Raw genomic sequence first — 18,147 nt, 5'->3', positions numbered from 1 at the left:
GCTTCTCAAACTTTCAGCTCGTAGGTTGCGTGCTCCAGTGAGAAGTTCGGGTTGAAATACGGGTCCCCCGCATCCAGCTCCTTTTTCCATCTCTCCCGGAAATGGGCTACTTCCTTGTTGTATCGCTCGGCACTCGCCCCATCCTTATCCAGCCCTCTGGACTTGGACTCGTAGTGGTAAAGCTCCGCAAAAGGCGTGAAAATATTCAAAAGTCCCAGCGCCCGCAGCCGCAGACAGAAATCCACGTCATTCAACGCCACGGTAAAGCTCTCGTCCAGGCCGCCCACCTGCTCATACAGGCTCTTGCGCACCAGCAGACAGGCGCCGGTAACCGCCGTCACATCCTGGGCATAGCAAAGCCGCCCCATGTACCCCAGGTTCTCCTTGGGCAGCAGATGATGGGTGTGTCCCGCTGCATGGTGCGCACCCAGGCCGATGACAATGCCCGCATGCTGGATCGTGTTGTCCGCATAGTAAAGCTTGGCGCCCACCGCCCCCACGTCATCTCTCTGGGCATACATGAGCAGTTCCTCCATCCACTCCCGGGTGATAACCTTGGTGTCGTTATTCAGCAGCAGCAGATACTCGCCCTTCGCCTGTTTTGCCGCAAAATTGTTGATCTTCGAGTAGTTGAAACTGCCCTCCGCCTCATAGGTGATCACCCGCACCTTGGGCTGATTTTCCAGCATTTTATAATAGGCAAACGTCTCCGCCTCAGTACTGTTGTTTTCCACGATCAGGATCTCGTAATTCTCATAGGTGGACTTGTTCAGAATCGAATCCACGCACCGTTTCAGGTCGTCCCGGTGATCCTTATTCGGAATGATGATCGAGATCATGGGCTTCGCTTTCAGCTTATACTTGATCCGGAAGATCGTCGGGAACGCCCGGGTGCTCTCCACCGTTCCTTCCAGACCGCAGCTTTTCAGGTGCGCCAGCACTGCCCGCTTGGCCGCGTCAATGGCGTACGTCTTGGCATTGATATCCGCTGCCACAGACTGGGGATGGGATCGCCAGTAATACAGGATCTTCGGCACATGGACAATCTTTTTCGCCCGGGAAGTCAGTCGCAGGATCATATCGTGATCCTGGCTGCCGTCAAACTCCGACCGGAACAGCCCCGTCTCTTCCAGCAATTTCTCCGAAAATACAGAGAAATGACAAATGTAGTTATTCGCCCGCAGATTGTCAATGGAAAAATCCGGTTTGAAGTGAATGGTCAGCATGTTATCAATGCTGTTTCCCTCAAAAGTCACCTCGTCACAGTAAATATAATCCGCATCCTGCTCACAGATCACCTTCATATACTCATAAAGCACTGACGGATGCAGCAGGTCGTCATGGTCAAACAAACCGATATACTGGCCGGTGGCCATACCGAAGCACACATTCGTGTTGCCCGAAATGCCCAGATTCTTCTCAATCTTCTTGTATTTGATCCGGCTGTCGTTCTGCATGTACTCCTGACAGATCCGCCCCACCTCCGGGTGCGCATCATCACTGCCGTCCGCCAGACACAACTCCCACTTCCGGTACGTCTGCGCCTGCACCGAATCGATCATCTCCCGCAGAAACTTCTCCGGTGTATTGTAAAGCGGCACCAGAACGCTAAACGTAATATCCTTCGGAAATACCGTCTCCTCCTGGCGCTTCCGCTCCTCCGCATTGGGAAAGCTGGCAAGGCCGTGCTGCTTCTGTGCGTTCTTCTGGCGCATTTTCAGCCGCACCTTCCGCGCCACCCCCACCGGGCTGCCATACTGCCGGTACACATCCCGCACCCGCACACACGTATGCATCACGCCCCGCAGCGGTTTCGAAAGCTTCCACGCAAAGCTGTTCTTGATCCGCCCCAGCTTGTAGTCCAGCTCCTCGATATGCTTCTCCGCTTCCTCCAGCTGTGCCACCAGCTGGTCATTCTTCTCACACTCGCAGTCATAAAGCTCTTTATAATACGCGGTGAGATCACCTTTCTGTTCATCCATCGTACGTACTCTCCTGATTCATGCACATTTGGTTATATATTATACTCTATTGGCGGGAGAAAAGCAAATTTTAAGCCATCATTTAAAAAATATGGGCTACTTGCACTTTCAGAGAAGTCCCCTGCTGCTGTACGATTTCTTTTATTTTTATATTTTACCAATATCAACAGATCTTTTTACCGAAAGAAATTCCAGGATACTGCCATCCGAAATTTCCGGTCTCCCGAACGGGAATCTGCCCACAGAGTGCGGGCAGACATTGTAGATATTTTATTTTCACTTATCTCTCCTGAAGATAATATTTTTCCAGCATTTGCTGCAAAAATACCGGTTCCGTTTTCAGCCGCGGAATCTCCGATACTTCTCCGGCTGCCAGCATCGCCTCCACCAAAGCAAGCATCTGCCGGCTTCCTTCTTCACGTCCCTGCCGAATCCCCTGCTGTTCCGATTGCTGAAGCAATTCTTCAAACCTCATATACCGTCTCTCCCATTCTCTGTTCTTCTTCAGGATGCCGATCTTCTCGTGAATTTTGCGCACCGGCCCGTCTGAAATGTGCTGCACATACGCATCCGTGCTGTTCTCCACATATCCCAAAAAGTCCACCAGTAACGCCGGCACCTGTGCAGCATTTTTCCCTTTGGTACTCAGAAAAATTTTCCTCTCAACTGCTATCCTCCCTGCATACAGCAGAAAAGAACTTCTCTTGCTTTTATTATATCTTTGTCCGGTTCGGTCAACAAGTACTTTCCTTCATCATTTTTCTATTTTCTATGCTTTTCTGTAATAGGGATCCTGCTCCCCGATCCCATGTTTTTCGCAAAATGCTTTCCACGCATTCTCCGATACATGGGTTCTGAACTGGTCACACATCATCATCTTTCTGCCAGTCGTATCCAGATGCACTGGAGCATAAGGGGATACCATGTGGCGGTAGCCCAGCGCTCGCAGACGAAGACAGAAATCCAGCATCCGTTCTGCTCCGGGCATCGGCTTCTCCTCAGATGTCAGTTTCTCTCCCCATACAGCTTTTTCTTCCGGGAAAAATCCGCCCACCTGTTCAAACAGTTCCCGTCGAATGGCAAAACAGTGATCATCCACTGCCGTCACATCCCGGTACCAGTAATTCTTTCCACAGTCTGTGGTGCCATCAGTGAAACACCCCGCAAACATAGACACCGGGCCATCTGTCGTCAGGGCAAGTCCCATCTCCCGGATAACGCGGTTCTCTTCCTCGTATTTTGGCGCTGTGATTGCCACCTGATCATACAGTGCCCAGTCTGCCAGTTCCAGCAGACTCTTGCGGCGCAGGGCAGTGAGGCCATCTGTCAAAAATAGTAAAATCTCGCTCTTTTGATTCGCCGTCCCAGCTGCTCTGCTTTCCAGCGCCGTAGTCCCATTCTGATATCCTTCTGCCCGGTTTGCAAATGCCACACACAGCCCCCGGCAGTGCTCTCCCACCAGTGCTTCTTTTCCTTTCAGACTATCCAGCCGCTGCAGAGATCGGCTCACCACCACAATTTCTCTTTCCCGCAGCTGTAGCATGACACGCACCAAGGCAATCTGAGAAGCCAGATCCCCGGTCTCATCCTCATCCAGAAAAATAACAGAAATATCTCTGTCATGGGTACGGTTCCACTTCACCTGTATTTTGAATATATCCTGGCTGTAGAACTCTACATCCGCCTGGGGTTCTCCAGCCCGGTGCAAATGCCCCCGAATGGCCCGCAGCTGTGCCTCCAGGGCATAGGTCTTGGTGGCCATGGAAGAGGCGGTAGAGGTGCTGGCCATCCGCCAGTGATACAGAATACGCGGAATCCCCACAATCTGATCCGTATGCTCTGCCGCCTTCAGAAACAAATCCCAGTCCTGGGCGCCATCCGTGGACGGATCCCAGCCCCCAATTTTCTGAATCAACGAGGTCCGCAGCACGGAAAAATGGGTGATATAATTTCCAGAATACATACAGTCTTTCGACCATTGAGGCTTGTACAGCGGATTAAACCGCTTACTGCTGTCCTCCTCCAGCATGTCCTGATCCGAGTAAATAAAATCCGTCTCCGGCTGCTTCTGCAAAAGCCACACCACCTCGGCCAGGGCATTTTCCGTCAGCATATCATCGTGATCCAGCATAGCCGTATACTCCCCCTGTACCATAGCAAAGCAGGCATTGGTATTGGCTGAAATACCTCCATTTTCCGCCAGCTCCTGTACATGAATCCGACCATCCTCTCTCTGCCATGCCGCCAGCGCCTCACAAAGCTTCCCGTCCTCCGGGCTTGCGTTGGCAATACAAAGCTCCAACTGCGGGTAGCTCTGCCGCACCACAGACCCGATCATCTCATTCAGCAATCGAACTGGCGTTTTATACACCGGCACCACAATGCTGATCAGCGGCCGGTAATTCCAGCTCCCCTGCTCCTTGCGGCACCAATCAAATCGCACCCGCTCTTCTTCCGTATATAAATAAGAAAAATCCTGATTCTGCAACACTATTTCTCCTTCTGAAAAAGGCTTTTGATCTTCCGCAAAGGCCGAAATATACTTTCCTTCCGATACTTCTCCAGCTGCGCCTGCTGCTGCTGGATGATCGCCATCCGCTCCTTCGCCGCTGCCTCAATGGTAAAATACGTGCCTTCGTAGTAATCAATCTTCTGCTGTTTCTCATCGATCACCACCGACAGGCGCTCGATCTCCTTCTCCAGGCGCTCCCGCTGCTCTGTCTGATCCTTGATCAGGTAAAAAAGCATCTTGTTATACGCTTCCAGTTCGTCATTTCTTTCCATGTATGGACGTCCTTTCTATCTGTTATTCCGTTCCGTTTTCATATTTCCAGCTGTTTCTCACTGAAAATCACATGCAATTCTCTTCCGTCTTTCGATTCCGCCGCCATACCGATCTGATAGCTTCTACCGTCTCCCTCCCGGCAGCGCCGCCTTATCAAACACGCAGGAAAAAGCCAGCATGTCCATGCCCTTCACTTCCGGAAACTGTTCTTTCAGATAACCGCGATAACGGCTTCTGGTGCCAACCCACCAGCATTTTCCCTGCGCATCCCGCAGTAAAATCCGCCGAATATAGGCGAAATTATCCTGTTCCTTCAGATACGCCCAGCCAGCAATACAAACCTTTCCATTTTCTTTGTATACCTGGTCAATCTGTAAAACCAGCCCCGGATCCAGCCACTCCTGGCAAATATCCCAGCGAAATTCCTTTACTTCTGAAGACGACAAATCCGACAAATGCTCTTCCCTGCTGCCGTAATCATCCAGATTCCATTCAAACCGGCCAAGGTACGGTGTCAGATTCGGGCTGTAAAACGGATCACGCTGATCAAGCGCCGGATGCTTTTTGTAGAGATAATCTGCCTCTGCCAACAACCGTTCCTTTTTTTCTCCGTTTTCATCGGAACCACGGCTCAGAGATTCATGATGACACAAAACAGCCTCATTACACAGCACATTATCATATCCAGCTTCATAAACAGAAAAACAGAAATCCACATCATTATAGGCCACGCGCAGGCTTTCATCAAAGCCCCCCACCTGAGCAAACACTTCTTTTCGCACCATCAGGCAGGCCGCCGTCACCGCCAGATAATTGTAATTGTATCGGTTTCTGCCGTAATAAAGGTCCCCCTCATCTTCCTGCTCCAGGAAACAATGCCCCGGCCCAATGGCCAGATTCACCACACCCAGATGCTGTAATTTGCGACCGCCCGGATAGTAAAGCTTGGCGCCCACCGCTCCTACATGTGGTTTCTCTGCCAGCGCTTTCATTTTCTGCAGCCATCCACTTTCCAATGCCTCAATATCATCGTTCAGGAAAAGCAGATACTTTCCTGTGGCCACTTCCGCTCCCAGATTACACATGGCAGAAAAGTTAAAATCCATGGGACGATACAGATATTGAAAATGATACCGGACAGACAACTGCTTCAGTTTCTGTCGCGCTTCTGCACAGCTTCCATTGTCCACCACAATCATTTCCGTCTCGATTTTCACATATTCTCTGTCATACTTATATAGCGATTCCAGACACTGTTCGAGAATCTGTGCATGATCCTTGGAAGGGATAATGATGCTGATTTTTTCCCCTTTTCCATCTTTGTCCAAAGTTCCTAGAGGCAGATTTTCCGTTTTCCAATCACTTACCTCCTCATGCTCTGGCTTTCTCTCCTCCAGCCCCCGTTCCTCTACATAAGTATAACCGCCGTTGATATGGCACAGCACCTCTGGGATATGCTCGATCTTTCCTGCTTTTTTTACAAATGCCCGTGCAAAGCGATAATGACACGCATCAAAACTTTCGCCGTCAGGAGCAAAATCCCCATCCGTCTGTACTTCCCGTGCCACATCCATCCGGTATGCCGCCAGATTGCCCGTATAGAAAAATGAAGCAAAGGTATCCGGTGACCAGTCTGGTTTGAAGAACGGATTCTTTCTGCAGCCTTCCTCCGTATCCCACTCGTCCTCATCGCTGTATACCATATCCGCACCGGTCTTTTGCAAAACATCTGCCAGCTCGGCCAATGCGTCCGCTGCCAGCCCCTGCCGCTCTGCATCCAGGAAAATAACATAATCTGCTCCTGTGACATCAACAATGGTAAACTCTTCCCGTAAGGATGCACATTTTTTCACCTTGCCATTGCGGTATTTTCCCAGGATTTCTTTTTCTGAGGTCAGTCCGTTTGGGTCATACAGCATCACCAGAAAACAAATCTTTTGTTCATGTTTTTTCAGGAAGCGAGAACTCTCATTTACATAAGTCCACTTCTCATAAGCACTCCTGGGCGGAATATGTGCACGCATGGCGCGCACTGCGCACTTGCCGCCCAGATGCTGTACATCTAAGAGTTCTTCGGAATAATTTTCGTTCATGTATTTTCGCCAATGATTGATTCTGATATTTTGAAGTTTCAACTGATTTCTCCCCAAATTTCATTCATTCGTTATTACTGCATCCATTCTAAAATTTAGCATCAAAATTTTAAAATAGCTATTCCGTCAATGCACATCATATCGACCGCTTAATTACCCATTTATCTTTTCCCCACTCATCAATAATAACCGAAAATAACCATCCTACAAATACTGATAATACCAAGAAAACAACAAAAACTATCCATCGCATTCCTTTTTGAAGTAAACTCTGAATAATCGGTGCTCTTTCATATAAATTTCTAAACATCACCAAATGCCACAAATAAATACCATACTCATATTTGGAAATCCAAAGCAGCCGCTTTACAATTTCCTTTTCATAATTCAATGGTAGATAGATAAAGGAAAGAAAAATTATCGTCAATATACACGCAACGACACTGTGCCATATATAGCCCGATAAACGATTGACATAAATACCGTTTTTCAAACCAAAATTTCCCCACAACTCAAGTAATACAATTCCAGTGAAAGAAATTATCCCATATCTCCATTTTTTTTTAATTATTATCCCTTCAGACCAGAAAGCAATAAACATTCCCCAAACAAAGTTATCCAATGCCGACAATAATTGTCGGCTACCATATAACATATATTGATCACCTATATTAGGTATCAAATAATTAATTACCAGCGCTTTACTTAGCACAGTTATCACAATCGCTATTCCAACAAATCCCAGTTTCCATTTCTTTATTCCTCGATACAGAAAAATGGAAACTATATAAAATTGCACAATAACCCCCATCGTCCACAGCACCCCATTAATTGCTCCGAAAGCATTGGGGAATAAATTATGTATTAAAAACACATGACTAACCAGATTCCACACATGCATTTTAGCCAGATATTCTGCTCCACCCATAAAAAGAATAACGAAAATAAGCGAAATATAATATTGTGGCAGTATTCTTTGGAAACGCTTTTTCATAAAAATTTTAAAATCAAATTTTCCCGCACCTTCCATTGATGACAAAGAATAATAAATGCCAAATCCGCTCAGCATGAAAAAGCCTGTAACTCCAATTTCTCCTCCAAGCCTAATCAACGTGTCTGCAACTGAATTTGAAAAAGGAACTGCTCCGCATACTACCCATGCGTGATACAATGCAATCCACAAAATCATGATCGCCCTGATAATATCTATATTGCGATTTCTTTCCCTCATTTTTCTTTCGTCTCCGTGTAAAAATGTCTTTACTCACGTTCAAGTAACCACTTTTTCCCAAACATTAAATCATACTGAATAAATCTGTATTTTTCTAAGTTCTCACTATCATTATCTGAAATAAATTCTTTTTGAATCACGGGATACCTTTTTCTAAGAGAATAGATATAATCCCAATAACCGCTGTGCTTTACCTCTGCATCAAGTAACATCTGCGGGCCCAGTTGATTTGGTGTCATATATTCCGGAAATTCTATATCTTTAAAATTACTGTACCCCAACAGCACTGTCCCATATTTATTCACTGGATCATCAATATAACTCAATTTATCATACATATTTAACGGAGGAAGATGATCTCCAAATATGTACAACATTGTAGGTTTTTCGCAATTATCTACATATTCCATGAGCATACGAACCATTTCATCTGATTCTTGATAAGCCGCTGCAGTCTGTTCAATTACGTGCTTCTCTTCATCCGTCAAACCATTCCCATCTACGGTAATATCTGTATATGGATAGTGATCCTCATTCGTATAATGCGCCGCAATACTTACCCCAAACAAAAATACTGGATCTTCCGCAGCATCCACAATATCAATTACTTTCTGCGCAAAAGGAATATCTCTATAGTACCCTGCAACAGTTAACTCATCTTTTGATGGAATCAAATCTGAAATCGTATACATTTTATCAAAATCCATTTTATTGTAAGCCGCTTGCCTTGCATAAAAAGACCCTGTATTCGGATGGAACGCAAGCGTCTCATATCCACTCTTTTTTAATTCACTTGCAACAGAATTTACGGCCCTCCCTGTATAATAAGTTGTATACGGCATTGTTCCTTCTTTATAAAAATACAAACTATGTCCCGTAAGTGCCTCGTATTCAACCGCTGCTGTATACCCTCCAAATCGCGGTGAAATTAATGTACTCTTCATATTTTTATGAATAGTTGGTTCAATCTCCTGATTAAACGTCAAAGAATGGATATTTTCAATATCAAATAACGATTCCGCCATAATACAGATAATATTAGGTTTTATATCCGAGACCTTATATTCAGCAGAAGTTTCAAATTCCTGTTTTAAATGATTCGCATACTCCTCTGTATACGGGGTCGGTTTTTTTATTGAAGTATCACTGACATGAGCAACATTAAACATATTATACAAATATGTCCCGCTTGTATCCTCGCCCACATACTCAGTAACATACCACTTGTACCCTATGTTATAATCAGCGAAATATCTGTCCTTCAACAAATCTGTGGTAAAAAAGAACACTATAAAGAAAATACAAACTGCCGGCATCGCACTTATATGTGGTCTTAAAAATGCTCCTATTCGATGTCGAAATTTTATAATCAAGATGATTGCCAGTAAAATTACAATCATCCCAACAAATAAAGGAGCTTCTCCAATCACACTTTGAGATATCCTCAGCATGTCTCTTATCTGCCAAAAATCCATCGGAGTCAGAAACGTATCATGATATGTAATTTTTATATAATTTCCGCCAAATAATATTACCCAAAAAAGTCCCAAAAAAAGTTTAGTAATTCCATTTCCCAAAAGAAAATATAACAGGCTGGCAAAAAAGAACATCCATGAAATATTGATAAGCGCAATTTGTGTAATCCCACTGCATAATGCATCTCCGATATAGTAATTATTATTTAATAACACGTTTTTCATTATCGAAAAAGATACATATATGGCAACAATCTCTGCATATAGGAAGGTATATTGTGTCACATTTAAATTTATATTTCGATAGCCCTGAACCTCCTGATCCGTGCCCTGATTTAATATTCCTATCAGTAATAATAAAATTAAAAACTGTTGAATCAAATACCCCTCAAAAAGAATTCCCCTCTGAATAACAGTTTTAGCCGTTACAGAAGTATACAATATCAGGAACAATAAATTTATATAGGATATTTTCCCACATTTCCAAAAAAATCCCTGCTTTCCCAATCCCCAAAGCAATACCCAAAAACCAATAACCGCAATCCACCACGGAAGGTTTACAGCAATTAAATATTCAGCAAAGACTCCTGCGCCTAATATCCAGTACGTAATTTTTAAATACTTTTCCTCTATTTGATTATTATAGCCCTTCCAGTAAACCAGCATCCCTCCTAAAATTAATACAATATAACTGAAAGCCTTCCGAAGACTTTCCATGAATTTTAAATAGCCATATTTTTCACTTTCCAACAATGTTTTCGAAAAGTCCAAATAGTAATTCGTTCCATCATCTATCTTTTCAAGCGAAAGCCTTCCATTTTTATAATCTTGTTTAAAGGGTTCCGTCAGGCAATTGATCAATTGCCCTGTTGATAGGTCTTTTATTTTAAAGATCCCCGTTCTTATCTCACACGAAATCAGTTGAACTTTTATACCACTTTCCTGGAATGGTACAAACCTCAGCTGCTTTATTCTCTTATAATCTTTTAACGGAAATGTTACTGTATTCCCATTTATAACAGAATAATTTGATTGCGATTCCGAAAAACCTTCGCCATAATCACAATATAAAGTCGCAACATCATTTGAAAAAGCATCCGAATCGTATTCAAATAAAATAGTGGTTCCTGTGGTTGCAAATGACATTATCAAAAACCCAAAAACTACCATAATCCATATGGGATTCACTATCAATTTTTTTAGTTTATTTATCATCCTTTTATATCCTCATTTCACTTGTAAATCCCAATATCTTTCGAAGCGCATATTCCGCATCTATTTTTTCAATAATCAACCCTTTGGAATATTTTTTCACTCTCTCCGCCGGGGCCCCCAGATCAAATACAGCTACAGGCATCCCCATCTCAATTGCTTCCTGCGCCGTATAAGAAAATGTCTCCGGCCATACCGAAGGAATAAAGATAAGATCTATCTTTTCAGCTTCTATTATATCCGGCAACTGCTCTCTGCTATACGGTCCAGTGATAGAAAGAACTTTCGTTTCTCGTAATTCCTGTCCCGTTCCGACCAAAATTACCTTTACCGGAAATTTTTCTCTTTCTATTAATCGGCACATCTCTTTTATGATTTCGCTTCCTTTATGCTGATTAATTGTTCCCAGCACGCCAATCCGCAAAGTTTCGTCTTTATTCAATTGATCCATCTCTACTTTTCTAAGATATCCTACTTTATGTGGTTGTACCAAAATATTATCTGCAAGATCCCCCCATACGCGTTGTATAATTTCCTTTGTATTCTCAGAAAAGACGATAACCTGATCAGCCCGTTTTAAGAAATTCTTCCATTCTTCTCTCCATTGCGTAATGGAAATATCAGTTTCTCCAATTCCCAATAGAACAGGCTTTGCGCAAGATTCGCAATAGGATAAATCGGGTATATTACAATACTGCCCCTTTTCATTCATCAAATTAAATCTTGGACACAACGCATAATAATCATGAAAATAATATACGATTTTACACTGATATTCCTTTTTCCATTTCAAAATTTCATGTAATTTGTCAACCAAATAAAGATACGTTACCAGCTCATTAACCAATATTCTATTTATACCAAGCGCTTCAATAAGCTCCGGTATCTTACTCCAGCGCTGCAAATCAAACTCCATTGTAGACATACCATGCTCTATCTGAATCTTATAAGTCCCTTTTTTGATTTGATATGTCACAGAGACAAAGATAACATTCGATTCCAACCATTCTTTTTTCTTTCCCAAAAGAAATTTTTGAGCCCCACCACCCAATTCATGGCATATGGCAAGAATACCTGGATGCTCCATATTTTTTTTATAATTGTAAATTTTGAAATATTGAGAAATAAACAACACCGATATTGTATCCTTTGCATACACCACCGCATATTCTGATATCACATTCTGATATCCCTCTGTCCTAAGTGCTTGCTTATATTCTGCAAGTGTCTCATATTTCTCTTTCTTCGGGCTTTTCCCACAAAATAAAATACATTTTTCGTTGGATTCCCTTTCCATAATACCGCAACTATATTGCACGCAATCATCTGCACCATGAAAAGATTTCTTTTCATCCTCATTTAAAACCATTGCGGAAACGGTTCCCAGCTTACAGCCATCATATTTTTTTCGGGTATAAAGCAAATGTGCAATTGTATTTTCTGATAACTTTGTATCTGCTTCTATCAATAACAAAAACGGATTTTTTTTCAAATAATTTACTATATATTTTTCTCCATTTCCCACTTCACAGCAAATATATCTTATTTTTTTACTATAATCTTTGGGCGGTAAAATTTCTTTATATTCTGTAAGAAAAATAATTTCCTTCACATTTGCATCTTGCAATAAAATTTCCAGTAGTTGTTCCCATTGTTGTATCCTCTTTCTTACCCATATCATAACTTTTATAGGATGGGTATATATTTTCCGAATATGAACAGACTGGATGTTTTCCTCGAAAACATCCAGCATAAATGGGGTTACATTCTGAATTTGAATTCTCTTGTTTGAACCTTCCTGGTGTTCCTGCATTCCTGGGATTGTTCCAAGATACCATCCATATACAACGCCTTTCCATTGAAAGCACAGGAAAACTGCTGTATCGACTATACCATTTTCATAGATGCCTTCAAAGCAAAAACCACTATTCTCTCCATTGGGATTTCCCAAATTAGACGCAACATCCGGCCTGTGGAATCCATAAAGTAACTCCTGACGAGAATTGCCAATTGCATCAGAAAATTGTATATACACAGCTTCTAGCTTTCCTTCCGGTGGAAAAATCCAGCCCTTTAGATGAATCTGATTTTGTTCCACCTGAAATTCTTCTAAATTTTTGAAAAGCGTATCAGGAATCGCACAAAACTCCAGTTTTTTCTCATTTCTTTTGCTTTTATACTTTTGCTTTATACGATTCCACATTTATCAACAACTCCATTCAATGAGGATTACTAGTAAATATACGCCTCCAGCATCTTCTTCGCATCGAAAATACCATTTCCTTCGGGTTTTTCTCCTACCTCAATCTTATATAATGCATTGTACTCTTCTATCATTTTTTGCATACTTTTCACAGAAGATTCCGTTATCATTTTTTTTCTTTTCCTGATATAAATCAGGATTATTTTTTATCATCCCTATAAGTTCTACAATCTGTGGTGCATCTGTATCCGCTGGAATGCTCCATCCATATCCTGCATTCTGCACTCTCGGCCCTACCGCACCGATATCAAATACAAGCACCGGAATCGAATTCAACACTGCTTCCGACAAAGTATAGCAAAAGGTTTCTGCCCATTTAGGTAATATACAAATAAGATCAATTTGATATTCTTTCAGTAAATCTCCAATCTCTTCCCGACGATATGGGCCGATCTTATGAAGATTCGGTGCGTAATACCGAGATAATTCTGCATCTCCTATCTGACCAAATACGTACCATTCGATTCCGGACGCATTTTGGCGGATCATATCCAATGCGACACTACTGCCTTTGGCGGGGACCAGACCACCCAGGAACGCTACTCTGAAAGTTTTTTCCTGCCTATTTTCTTGAAAATTTGTGATTTCAATTTCTTCCGTGCCTTTTAAAATTTTTCCATCTTTTTCGACCGCTGCAGATACATACAAGCGCCCTTCCGGAAATTTGCTTTTTACCACATTTAGCCAAAATCCGCAATTTTTATACCAGGGATTTTCTCCTAATACTTGGCACACATCCTCACGAATTTCAGACTCCGCAGGAATTACAACTTCTTTTCCTTCTTCATTTCGCACATAAAGATATTTTTTCAGATTACTATTATCTACTCCCTCGAGGTACACCCAACCCTTTGTTATATTTTCATATTCAGCATCTCCGAAAATTGCGTCTAAGTAAAACTTTACCTGTGCAGAGCTTTCTATCAACATACCTTCTTTTATTGTAGATATCTCTATATCTGATCCATGTTCAATAACTGTCGTTTTATCTTTTAATTCAGGATAAAATCCTAACACAATGTTTCGAGCTGCCTCTGAAGGGAAAATAATTTTTCTGCATTTTTTCAATACACTTCTGCATTTTTCTCTCCAATACGCAATATATGGAACTTGTTTCGCGATTCCCATTGTGTTTTTCAGGCAACTGGCACAATCTTTTTTTCCCAGATGTGCGCAAAACTTTCCTTCATGATCATATAACTTCACGTTTGGGCATACATAATAGTAGTCATGTACTGTGAGAAGCACAGGAATCTTATATTTTTCTGCCATTTCATATAAATCAAAACTGTGATTCATCGTATGATGAATATGTATCATTTGTATATTAAAATATACAAGAATATCATCATACAATTTTTTCAGGCATCCATCTGTAAATACCGGAAACAGGCTTTTCTCTCCCACATAAAACAGAAAAACATATTCCTCTTCTCCCAAATATCCTGTAAGACGCATGTATTTACCTTCACGTGCAAGTACAAATATATTATATCCATCTCTCAGACCCTGGGTAAGGTCTTTTACATGAAATTGCGTTCCGCCAATATGGTCAGCACCTTCCTGTCGGAAATCTGATTGAAGAACATATAAAATATTATTTCTTCCATTTTTGAATTTCAGCTGCAGATGAATATTATCACGAATATCCTGATCAGGATTCGTCACGCAATAAATATGATTTTTCCGCATCTGCATTGGATAACGTTCCTGCAAAATTCTGTCATGTGCCTCGCACAATTTTCTTTTCTCTTCCGTGTTAAAAGAAGCTGTTCCTTTATGATATATAAAAGTATCATCGCACATTACATGCTTATACCCATATTGTTCTGCGCGATTGCAAAAATCATTTTCTTCTCCATATCCCCGCTCATAGGTTTCGGCATCGAATGTTCCTACAAGATTAATGACTTCCCGCTTAATGAACATGCAGAATCCAACAGCCACAGTAATTCTCGGATATTTTTTCAGACTGTACTTCTCTACGATATCCGCTAACTCATCAATCGTGCAATTATCGGGGATAAGATTGTCCTGGCACATAATAGGGATAGAACATAAAGTTGCACTGTTTGACAGTGGTGTTACTGTACCAATCTCGGCCTCTCGATAGGCACAGGCTACAATTTTTTCCACCCAATTTTTAGTTACAATAGTATCCGAATTAAGAAGTATCACATCTCTGTCCGAATACCGCATACCCTTATTCACATTGGCAGAAAATCCCATGTTCCTTTCGTTAGATATCAACACAATATTTTCTTCTACTATGCTCTGTAAATATGGCAAAATCCTTTCATCAGGACTGCAGTCATTAATTAATAATACTCTGTTTTTCTCAAGATCTGTATATTTCTTAATACTGTCCATACACATCTGAATATCCTCATACCCATTGTAAATCGGTATGACAATATCGATTCCATTTTGCATATCAGCACCTCATTATTTTCCGGCAAGCTTATGCTTTACTTTCCGCAACTTTTCAAGGATTTTCCATCCTCTGGTCTGCTGCATTTGCTGAAGCAACTCCTTCTGCTGCATATATAACCGTTCCACAGTGTCTTTTTGCTCCTGCATTCGCCTTTCTTTTTCTGCAAAAACTTCTTTCATTTCCTGGAGTTTTTGTTCTCCGATCACTTTCTGTTCTTCTGCTAACCAACGGTAGCGCTGGGCTTCCAGTTCCAGCCGGCTTTTTATAAAATCTATTGCTTCCTGAACATTAAAGAGATGCACTTTAACACATATCTTCAACTGCTTCCCTTCCAGCCCTTTTCCTAAAATCAGATAATATGCTTCTCCGGAAATAAGCACATCACCCATTTCCGTTCGTTCAGACTCTCCCACGCATCTTGTAAAAACAGTTTTTCCCGTATCATCACTTACATTTACACTGCAGACGCATGGAATCCCTTCATTATTTAAATGCCATCTCAATTCTTTCAGAGTCCCACAATCAGGAATCTGATAAACAAACTCATAAGACTCCGCCTTTAGTTTCGCCACTTGGCAAAACGATTCCAGTTGTTCTGCCCCATCTGGAAGCGCCAGTTTCACGTCAAGAGTTGCCTTCAATCGCCGGTTCCACTTTTCGCACTTTTGCATTGCAGTAACTGTTTCCTGTGATTTCAGAAACCGGATCTTCCCCTTTATTCGAAGAGTTTCTTCTTTCAGGCCAGAAACACTGATCTCATAATGTGGATCCGCATTTAAAAACAGTTCTTTCCCTTCAAGAATAGCATCCGCATTATGGTTTGTAATAGAAACTTGCTTTTCTCCGGAAAACACCTCCATATCACAAATACAGGGCATCTCCTCTTCCGGATCCCAGCGAAGCCTTTTCAGAGATTCTGCATTAGGAATCTGATAAACGAACTCATACTCTCCTTCTTTTCCAAGCAAACATTCCTGATAAAGCTTTGTGTCCTCCGAATACCCTTCTCCGGCATCAATGTATAAGCTGCTGCACATTTTCACCGGTTTCGCTTTCTGTATGTCCAACCACTGCATTGGTTTCACAAAACGGTCAAGATTTCCGCCGCCGACATACCCCTGTACAAAAAATGTACTCCAATTCCAAAATATACTTTCCATCTCTGCGTCTATTTGGAATTGCATCATGGCATCTGCCCTTGAAATCAGCTCATTTATTTTAGCATGCCGGCTGTACAATTCATTCAAAGTTCGCCAGATAACAAAAAGAGCCGGAACATCGAAAGGAAAAATCCATTCTCCATCTATCAGAAGGTATCCTTTTTCGCTTCGGAAAATATTATCCAAAATCAAATCAATATTGACATTCCGCACACAAACCATTTCTTTGGAAAATTCTTTTTCACCAAAAACAGTTTTGAATTCTTTGCTGCAGTAGTCACGTCTGACACTGCAGTCCTTCTCTTTTTCTTTAAAATAATCTTCAAAAAATGCCTGAACAATCTCTAGCGCCTTATCTGCTTTATTTTCGGCAATCAATTGTTCCACTTCATAATCCAGACTTTCTGTCTGAATAAATGGCATAATGAATCCATCTTCTGTATTTTCCAATGCCACATAATGAATTCTCTTTTCTTGCTCGAGATCCATTTTTTCCTGCATGTTTTTCAGATGCGTTTCAGCCTCTTTTGTAAGCGGTATTTTTTTTACCCGTTTTTCTCCGACAATCGTTGCTGTGCTGAATTGACGAAAACGATCATTGTTCATCTTCACATATTGTATGTTCGTTTTCTCCATTTCCTTGCCGCACGCATCCACCAAAAAAGAATTTGAGAAACAGCCAGCCACACCTTCTTTTTCAAGCAAGGGTGCCAGTTTGTTTTCCTCAAAAATCTCATATCTTTCTTTACAAAGATTCAAATACGGTTTCCCATATCCTTCTGTTCTTTCATCTGTAAAGATTTCATTCGGAAATTTGTAATCAGGATACGGATAATAGAATTTCTGATAACCAAACCCTGATTCTTTTAGTAAACCCTGCAACTCATATCGGGAAAATGTGCGAACCTGATTGTTTCCTTCATAGGATCGTAACCCAAGGAATTCCTGGTTGGTGTGTTCTTCCGGATACCCGGAAAAATATCGTAAGCCCAGACGGTTTTCAATTGCAATTAATATTCTTCCATCTTCTTTTAGATATTTTTTGATATTTTTAAGGAAATCAACATAAGGATTCTCTCCTGGGGTAAAGCTCATAGCATACTCTAATACACCGTTCAGCACTACATAATCAAACGGTGTCTGGAACTCCATATCATTTAAATTTCCTACAAATATTTGAAGATTCTGATTTTCCTGATGTCTCAGGTAATTAATAGAAGCTCTTTTCTTTGATAATTCTACAGAAACAACTGTTCCTGCTTTACGGCAGAGCATCCCAGTAATCGCTCCGCATCCCGCACCAATTTCCAAAATACGGCAATTTGGCTTAAACGGATACCAATTCAAGATATTTTCACGAATAGGAGAAAGATGATACAGCACTGCATATCTGTTTTCCTTTTCCGATATCTTTCCACCATTCTCTACAATTCGATAAATATCATCTTCAACGTCTCCATCGGAATATTCATCGATATTTTTATAATATTGCAAATTGAGCTCTGACACAAA

10 protein-coding genes are annotated in these 18,147 nt (G+C 41.7%); all 10 read right to left on the bottom strand.

Annotated features, from left to right (window positions below; all coding sequences use genetic code 11):
• Positions 1-5: 5 nt before the first annotated feature.
• Positions 6-1,982 carry a glycosyltransferase family 2 protein gene (locus tag RJD28_04225; GenBank protein WNV58738.1) on the bottom strand — a complete coding sequence of 659 codons (1,977 nt, stop codon included), beginning with the start codon at positions 1,980-1,982 and terminating at the stop codon, positions 6-8.
• 280 nt (positions 1,983-2,262) lie between these two features.
• Positions 2,263-2,601, bottom strand: coding sequence for a hypothetical protein (locus RJD28_04220; GenBank protein WNV58737.1), 339 nt, complete (start codon positions 2,599-2,601; stop codon positions 2,263-2,265).
• Between the two features lie 150 nt (positions 2,602-2,751).
• Positions 2,752-4,470 (bottom strand): glycosyltransferase, encoded by a 1,719-nt coding sequence (locus RJD28_04215; protein ID WNV58736.1) that lies wholly within the window; start codon positions 4,468-4,470, stop codon positions 2,752-2,754.
• Between the two features lie 2 nt (positions 4,471-4,472).
• Positions 4,473-4,766, bottom strand: a complete 294-nt coding sequence (locus RJD28_04210; protein WNV58735.1) for a hypothetical protein — start codon at positions 4,764-4,766, stop codon at positions 4,473-4,475.
• Positions 4,767-4,889: 123 nt separating this feature from the next.
• Entirely contained in the window at positions 4,890-6,860 is a 1,971-nt protein-coding gene (locus RJD28_04205; protein ID WNV58734.1) for a glycosyltransferase family 2 protein, read from the bottom strand.
• A 136-nt stretch (positions 6,861-6,996) separates the two neighbouring features.
• Positions 6,997-8,091, bottom strand: a complete 1,095-nt coding sequence (locus RJD28_04200) for an acyltransferase (protein ID WNV58733.1) — start codon at positions 8,089-8,091, stop codon at positions 6,997-6,999.
• 29 nt (positions 8,092-8,120) lie between these two features.
• On the bottom strand, positions 8,121-10,781 hold the full coding sequence (locus RJD28_04195) for an LTA synthase family protein (GenBank protein WNV58732.1): 2,661 nt from the start codon (positions 10,779-10,781) through the stop codon (positions 8,121-8,123).
• Positions 10,782-10,785: 4 nt separating this feature from the next.
• On the bottom strand, positions 10,786-12,981 hold the full coding sequence (locus tag RJD28_04190; GenBank protein WNV58731.1) for a glycosyltransferase: 2,196 nt from the start codon (positions 12,979-12,981) through the stop codon (positions 10,786-10,788).
• Positions 12,982-13,086: 105 nt separating this feature from the next.
• Positions 13,087-15,474: a glycosyltransferase gene (locus tag RJD28_04185; GenBank protein ID WNV58730.1), complete on the bottom strand. Its 2,388-nt coding sequence runs from the start codon at positions 15,472-15,474 to the stop codon at positions 13,087-13,089.
• Positions 15,475-15,486: 12 nt separating this feature from the next.
• Entirely contained in the window at positions 15,487-18,144 is a 2,658-nt protein-coding gene (locus RJD28_04180) for a class I SAM-dependent methyltransferase (GenBank protein ID WNV58729.1), read from the bottom strand.
• Positions 18,145-18,147 lie beyond the last annotated feature (3 nt).

It is taken from the genome of Oscillospiraceae bacterium NTUH-002-81 (genome assembly GCA_032620915.1).
In the GTDB taxonomy this organism is placed as follows: domain Bacteria; phylum Bacillota; class Clostridia; order Lachnospirales; family Lachnospiraceae; genus JAGTTR01.
The sequence above is the reverse complement of the archived record's forward strand: the minus strand, read 5'-3'. Positions and strand labels throughout refer to the sequence as shown.